The following is a 6039-nucleotide window of genomic DNA, read 5'->3' on the forward strand; positions in this document are numbered from 1 at the left end:
CGACCAACCAGCCGAGAACGGGAAACAGGCCGATGATGACGACCGCTCAGACGTCGCGTGGTGATCTCAACGACAAGTTCGGCGACCTGATCGACGACCGCGTCGCGGAGGCGGTCGACGCGCTGCTCGACGACAGCCTCGACGCGGCGGTCGCCGGGCGGCTCGGCCGGTACCGCCGCCGGTCCTGGCTGCTGATGGTCGTGCTGGTCGCGATCGTGTCCGGGCTGTCCGTGGCACTGGTGGACAGCCCCGGCCCGCTGGCGGCGATGTGGGTGGCGGCCGCGGTCATCTGCGCCTGCCAGGCGCACGTCTGCCGGCCGTACGGTTCGTGGCGGTAGGCGGTCATCAGGCCGCGTCGCCGAGTTCGGGGCGGCCCATCAGGATCCCCTGGTAGACCTCGCGCAGTTGGATGCCCGGGTCCACGCCGAGTTCCTCGGCCAGGAGCCGGCGTCCCTGGTGGTAGAGGGCGATGGCTTCCGACTGGCGGCCGCAGCGGTGCAGGACGAGCATCAGCTGCGCCCTCACCCGTTCTCGGAACGGGTACTTGGCCACCAGCCGGAACAGGTCGGGCACCACGTCCTCGTAGAGTCCCAGGGCCAGGTTCGCCTCGATCTGCCCCTCCATGCTCACCACCCTCGCCTCCGTCAGCGCGGCGGCCTCCTCGCTGAGCAGGTACTCGGTGGTGTCGGTGAGCACCGGTCCGCTCTGCAGGTCGAGGGCATCGGTGAAGTACCGCGAGGCCAGCCGGTACCGGCGGTTGGCAAGGGCGGACCGCCCCTGTGCGGAGAGCTGGGTGAACTGCTTCCAGTCGAACATCGCCGCGCCGATGGACATCGCGTAACCCTGGCCCTGGCGGGCGATGTTGGCGTGTCCGGCGAAGGCCTTCCGCAACCGCGATATGTACGTGTAGATCTGCGCGTCGCTGGTTCTCGGCGGCCGGTCGCGCCACAGCACGTAGCTCAGCCTGTCATCGCTGACGACCTGCTCCCCGGCCAGCAGCAGCGCGCTGAGCACGGTCTTGGGCTTGGTCCCTCCGAGATGGACCTCCTGCCCGCCGACGCGGACGCCCACTGGTCCCAGGATGCGGAATTCCACTGCCGTTGACACGCAACGTCCCCCATGCCGTAGCGACGGGTCTCGTGGACCCGTGATCCTGACCGGGCGGTCGTGCGCCCGACCCTCAAATCATAAAGAACATTCGCTATGTTTTCAGAGCCCGGAGGCGCACATCCCGCGACTTCGGGAAGTCACCGGGCCCCGGCCGCACCCGCCGGCTCACCCTGCCGCTGCCAGCGCCTGCGCGGCGACGCCCCGGCCGAGCCGCTGGTAGGCGTAGGAGGCGGACACCATCGTCATGTGGTGGTGCCAGCCCGGGAACGAGCGCCCCTCGAAGTCGGTCAGCCCGAAGTCGGCCTCCAGCCGGGCCGTCGTGCGCTGCGCCACCGCGTGATGGAGCGTCAGGTCGCAGAGGTTCTCCGGCCGGGCGTGGGTCAGGTTGGTCAGCCACAGCCGTGCCGGGCCGCGCGAGCCGGGGGTGCGGACGCTGAAGAGCCGGTACTGCCGCGGGCTCCCGGGTGCGTCGGCCAGTCCGACGGTGCCGCCCAGGACGGTCACCACGCGGGCCTGCCCGGCCGGGGAGACCACGGCGCTGCGCCCCGCCGCGTCCGCCCACCCGCCGAACGGCAGGGAGCGGACCTCCGCCACGGCGGGCTGCACCGCGCCCGCGCGCTGCGACTGGACGCCACTGCGGCCGCCGACCGTGACCCGCAGGCCGGCCGGGACCGCGACCACGAAGTCCCGCTTGCGCAGCCCGAGTCCGTGCACCAGCGCCTCGGCCCCGCCCTCGCCGCTGAAGTCGGCCACCACCGGCACCGGAACGACCCCGGCTGCCGCCACCGCGTCGACCAGTTCGAGCGCCTGCCGCGCCGCCGAGCAGCGGCCCACGTCGTCGGGGATCCTCGTGCGCTCCCTGCGCTCGGCGTCCTCGGTCCACGAGGACGGCAGCAGCAGTCTCCAGTCGACCGGAACGGCCTCGTCGAGCGTTGCCAGGAAGGCCCCGAGGCCGACCTGGCAGGTGACCGAGCGGCCGCTGGCGGGCACGAAGCGGCGGTGCACTCCGCAGGAGTGCTCGCCCCGCTTGCGGAGCACGGCGGTGTCGATCACCAGCGCCCGGGCGGCAAGGCCCTGCCCCGTCCACCTGGCCAGTTCCGCACGGACCGGGGCCCATTCCCAGGGGCTGCCGTTGATGAACTGGTGCAGCGACTGGAGCACCCTGGGCGCGTCCTCGGCCCCGGCCGCGAGGCGCCGCACCGACTTGCGCCCCGGGGTTTCGAGCATGCCGCGCAGGTAGACGTGCGCCCAGCGGCGCTGGTCCACGCGCGGCAGCGCGTCGAAGATCCTCTCGGCGAACCCCAGGACCGAGACACCGGAGCCCGGCAGTGCGGTTGTGAGCATGACATGACCTCCCCGTGCTCGCACTAGACTGGCGCGCACGGCAAAATAATAGCGAACACCCTCTTTTTTTTGTTGGGGGTACCTTGTCGTACTGACGCATCGTCGGGTGGAGCGCGCCTCCGCGGGCAGCGGCGGTCGGCCGAACCGGCCGGGTTTCCATCGAACCCCGGCGCATCTTCGGCAACTCGCGCTTGCCGGGAGGCTCGTACGCTGCGCAGTCTTGCTACTGGCTAACGGTCTTGGGCTCGGAGAGAGCATGGTGAAGCAGGAGAGGGCGATGCGTACCCGCAACGTCCTTGTACGGGCGGCGGCGTCGCGGTTCGCCGACAACGGTTACGAGGGCACGTCCCTGGTGCAGATCAAGCAGGCGGCCGACCTGTCGATGGGAGCGCTGACGTTCCACTTCAAGACCAAGGGCGAACTGGCCGACGCGGTGGCGGAGAGAGGCAGGTTCGCGGTGCAGGGCACCCTGGAGCGGGTGACAGCGCTGCCGGCCCCGCCACTGGACCTGCTCACCAACCTGACGGTCGAACTGTCCCGCCTCCTGGAGAAGGACGTCTTCGTCCAGGCGACAGCGCGACTGGGACGCGAGCGGTCGGACTCGCCCAACTGGTCGACGTTCTGGCTTCCCGAGATCAAGCGGCTGGCCGAACTGGCGCACGAGAACGTGGAGTTGCTCCCTCCCGCGGCACCCGACGACGTCACGGCCCTGGCCCGGATGCTCGTCGCGGGCGCCGAGACCCTGATCCGGGACGACGGGCCCGACGCGTCCCCCGAGGCCGTCACCGCCGAGCTGACGCGGGTGTGGCGCCTCGTCCGGCCGCGGATCTCCGACCCCGGCCGGTGAGGCGCCCTCCCGGGTACCCGGGAGGGCGGGAGGACGGGATCAACCCGATCGGAGCGCCGCCAGGTGCGAGCGGTACCACCGCGCCGCCTCCCCGATCCGGACCAGGGGGCCCGGGCCCGGCCGGCATCCGGCCGTGGTCCACACCTCCTCGGACCGGTACCAGTGATCGCTTGCCAGCAGCGCGAACTGACGCTCGCTCACGCGCCCGGGTACCTCCTCCAGGCGCCGCACGCACTCGGCCCAGCCGAGGTCCCGCTCGACCTCCGGCAGGACCCCGTGTCCGGCCAGCACCGCCATCAGGTCCCGGTTGCGCACCGGCACCGGATGACTGGCGTGGAACACCTCGCCGGCCCCTGGGGCGGGCCGGGCGGCGAGGTCGGTGACCAGCCGGGCGAGGTCGGTCACGCCGACCATCGACAGCAGGCCGCGCCCGCCGTCCCAGCGCGCGGGCACCCGCTCGACGAGCTCGGCCAGCGCGGCCACCACCCAGCGGTCCCCCGGGCCCACGATCAGTCCCGGCCGCAGCACCGTCGCCCCGGCGGCCAACGCGGGCCGCTCGGCGGCGAGTCGGGTCCGGCTGGCCGCCGAGACCGGAGCGGGATCGAGTTCACCGATCGCGGCGCCCCGGTGCGGCCCCGGCCCGTAGACCGCCGCCGTGGAGAGGTGCACGATCCGCCCGACACCGGCCCGTACGGCCTCGGCCATCAGCGCCTCGGTCCCGGCGACGTTGACCGCGGCGCACTCGGACTCGTCCGGGCTCAGCGACGCGGCCAGGTGCAGCAGCACGTCCGCCCCCTCGCAGGCCCCGCGCAGCGAGGCCGGGTCCGCCAGGTCCGCGGCGAACCACTCGCCGTCGGCCTCGGCCGCAGGGCGCCTGCCGACCGTCCGGACGACCGTCCGTGACGCGGCGGCATCCGACCGGTCCCCCGCGCGCCGGCCCCGGAGTTCGCGCAGCACCGCCGAACCGACGAAGCCGGTGGCACCGGTCAGCACGACGCGACGCGCCGTTACGCCTTGGCCCACTCGGCCTCCTCCACCCGGGCCCGAAGGCGCGCATGCGCCTCCGGGGTGGCGACCGCCGGCAGCAGGTAGCGCCACAGCGCGGCCACGCGGTGGGCGAGGTCCTCCCGCCCGGTCGCGATCTGCGAGAAGAGCTGGGTGCCGCTGTAGGAGCCCACGACCACCTGGGCGAACTCCTTCTCGTCCACGTCGGGCAGCAGCTCGCCGCGGCCTCGCGCCACCAGCAGCTGCTCGTGGAACTGGTCCACCCACTGCTCGTACGGGGTCGCGTCCTGCAGGCCGATCTCCCCCTGCTCGACGGCGAGCCGGACACCGGCCCGGAACACGACGTTGCGCCGCAGCTCCCGGGCGACGTGGAAGGTGATGTCGATGATCCGCTGCAGCCCCTCCTCCCCCGCCGGGATCTCCACGTGGTCCTGCTGGCTGTTCATCACGGCCAGGGCGAGGCCCTGCTTCGACTTGAAGTGGAAGTACATCCCGCCCTGGGTCACGCCGGCGCGATCCATGATCTTGCTGATGCTCGCACCGCTGAAGCCGCACTCGTCGAACACCTCCGCCGCCGAACGCAGGATCACCTCCCGCGTCCTCAGCGCCCGTTCCTGCTTGGGTTCCGCCATCAGTCCTCCCGCCCTCGGTCGACAAACATAACGAACACCCTTTATTTTACATCCGGCCCTGGTCATTGCCGTCCGGAGGCCTTGGTTTGCTTAGGGGGAGGCAATCATGCTGCTCGAACACGTTCGTCCGGTCACGGCCACAGGTCCGGTCCTCACGACCACGGTGGCCCGCGAGTACGTCCACCGTGCCGCGCTCTCCGAGGTGTTCCTCAGCGGCTGGCGCAGCACCGGCCAGGACACCTTCGTCGTCACCGCCCAGTGGCCGCGCAGCCACAGCTTCTACCTCTCGGAGCACGGACTGCACGATCCGTTGATGCTCTGCGAGACGGTCCGGCAGACCCTGCTGCTCCTGACGCACACCGCCTACGGCGTCCCCTTCGGACACCAGATGAGCTGGTCGCACTTCTCCTACGAGCTCAGCCCCGGCGCCCTGGCCATGTCCGTCACGAACGCCCCCGCCGAGATCGAGCTCCACGTGACGGCCTCGGAGATCAGCTACCGCCGCTCGGTCCCGGTGGCCCTGACCATGGACTTCCAGGTCCTTCGCGACGGCGTCCCGCTGGCCACGGCCAGCACCCGTTTCGGCAACCACGCGCCCGCGCTCTACCAGCGGCTGCGCACCGGCCGCGGCGACGTCGAGCGCATGTTCGCCGACGCGCCCGCCCCCACCACGCCCGTCACCCCGAGCATCGTCGGCCGCGACCGGGCCCGGGACGTCGTGCTCACCCCCACCGACCAGTCCGGCAGGTGGCAGCTCAGGGTCGACACCGCGCACCCCGTGCTGTTCGACCACCCCGTCGACCACGTCCCCGGCATGGTCCTGCTGGAGGCCGCGCGCCAGGCCCTCCACTCGCTGGAGCCGGGCAGGAGCGGAACCGTCCCCGTCTCGATGGACGCCGTGTTCCACCGCTACGTCGAGTTCGACAGCCCCTGCTGGATCAAGACCACTTCCAACGCCCCGCATTCCGGCGAAGGGCGCTGTGTGAACGTCACGGCCTGGCAGGACGAGCGTCTCGCGTTCTTCGCCAAGGTCGCGACCGCCCCGCTCGCCTGACAGTCCGCAGAAACGGGGCGGCGGCGGCCCCCGCCACGGGTGGCCGC

At 71.9% G+C, this 6039-nt stretch carries 7 protein-coding genes; 3 read left to right on the forward strand and 4 right to left on the reverse strand.

Going from position 1 to position 6039, the window contains the following annotated elements:
- The first annotated feature begins 32 nt into the window (after nucleotides 1-32).
- Nucleotides 33-338: a hypothetical protein gene (locus tag ACFU6K_RS00525; protein ID WP_375875778.1), complete on the forward strand. Its 306-nt coding sequence runs from the start codon at nucleotides 33-35 to the stop codon at nucleotides 336-338.
- A 7-nt stretch (nucleotides 339-345) separates the two neighbouring features.
- Here ACFU6K_RS00525 and ACFU6K_RS00530 read toward each other — a convergent pair whose 3' ends face one another.
- Both ACFU6K_RS00530 and ACFU6K_RS00535 read right to left on the reverse strand, forming a co-directional pair.
- On the reverse strand, nucleotides 346-1071 hold the full coding sequence (locus tag ACFU6K_RS00530; RefSeq protein ID WP_375875779.1) for a BTAD domain-containing putative transcriptional regulator: 726 nt from the start codon (nucleotides 1069-1071) through the stop codon (nucleotides 346-348).
- Nucleotides 1072-1275: 204 nt separating this feature from the next.
- Nucleotides 1276-2454, reverse strand: coding sequence for an IS701 family transposase (locus ACFU6K_RS00535; RefSeq protein WP_380660047.1), 1179 nt, complete (start codon nucleotides 2452-2454; stop codon nucleotides 1276-1278).
- Nucleotides 2455-2731: 277 nt separating this feature from the next.
- On the opposite strand from ACFU6K_RS00535, the gene ACFU6K_RS00540 reads away from it, so the two are divergent.
- Entirely contained in the window at nucleotides 2732-3301 is a 570-nt protein-coding gene (locus ACFU6K_RS00540) for a TetR family transcriptional regulator (protein WP_380660048.1), read from the forward strand.
- 39 nt (nucleotides 3302-3340) lie between these two features.
- On the opposite strand, the gene ACFU6K_RS00545 is transcribed toward ACFU6K_RS00540, so the two are convergent.
- Together ACFU6K_RS00545 and ACFU6K_RS00550 are read right to left on the reverse strand one after the other, a co-directional pair.
- Nucleotides 3341-4324, reverse strand: coding sequence for an NAD-dependent epimerase/dehydratase family protein (locus ACFU6K_RS00545; RefSeq protein ID WP_380660049.1), 984 nt, complete (start codon nucleotides 4322-4324; stop codon nucleotides 3341-3343).
- A complete protein-coding gene (locus ACFU6K_RS00550; RefSeq protein ID WP_375875783.1) occupies nucleotides 4309-4938 on the reverse strand; it encodes a ScbR family autoregulator-binding transcription factor in 630 nt (209 codons plus the stop codon). The genes ACFU6K_RS00545 and ACFU6K_RS00550 overlap by 16 nt, the downstream gene beginning before the upstream one ends.
- Before the next feature lie 106 nt (nucleotides 4939-5044).
- Here ACFU6K_RS00550 and ACFU6K_RS00555 point away from each other — a divergent pair, with 106 nt between their 5' ends.
- Nucleotides 5045-5992, forward strand: a complete 948-nt coding sequence (locus tag ACFU6K_RS00555; protein ID WP_380660050.1) for a ScbA/BarX family gamma-butyrolactone biosynthesis protein — start codon at nucleotides 5045-5047, stop codon at nucleotides 5990-5992.
- Nucleotides 5993-6039 lie beyond the last annotated feature (47 nt).

Source organism: Kitasatospora sp. NPDC057512 (assembly GCF_042802135.1).
Classification (GTDB): Bacteria; Actinomycetota; Actinomycetes; order Streptomycetales; family Streptomycetaceae; genus Kitasatospora.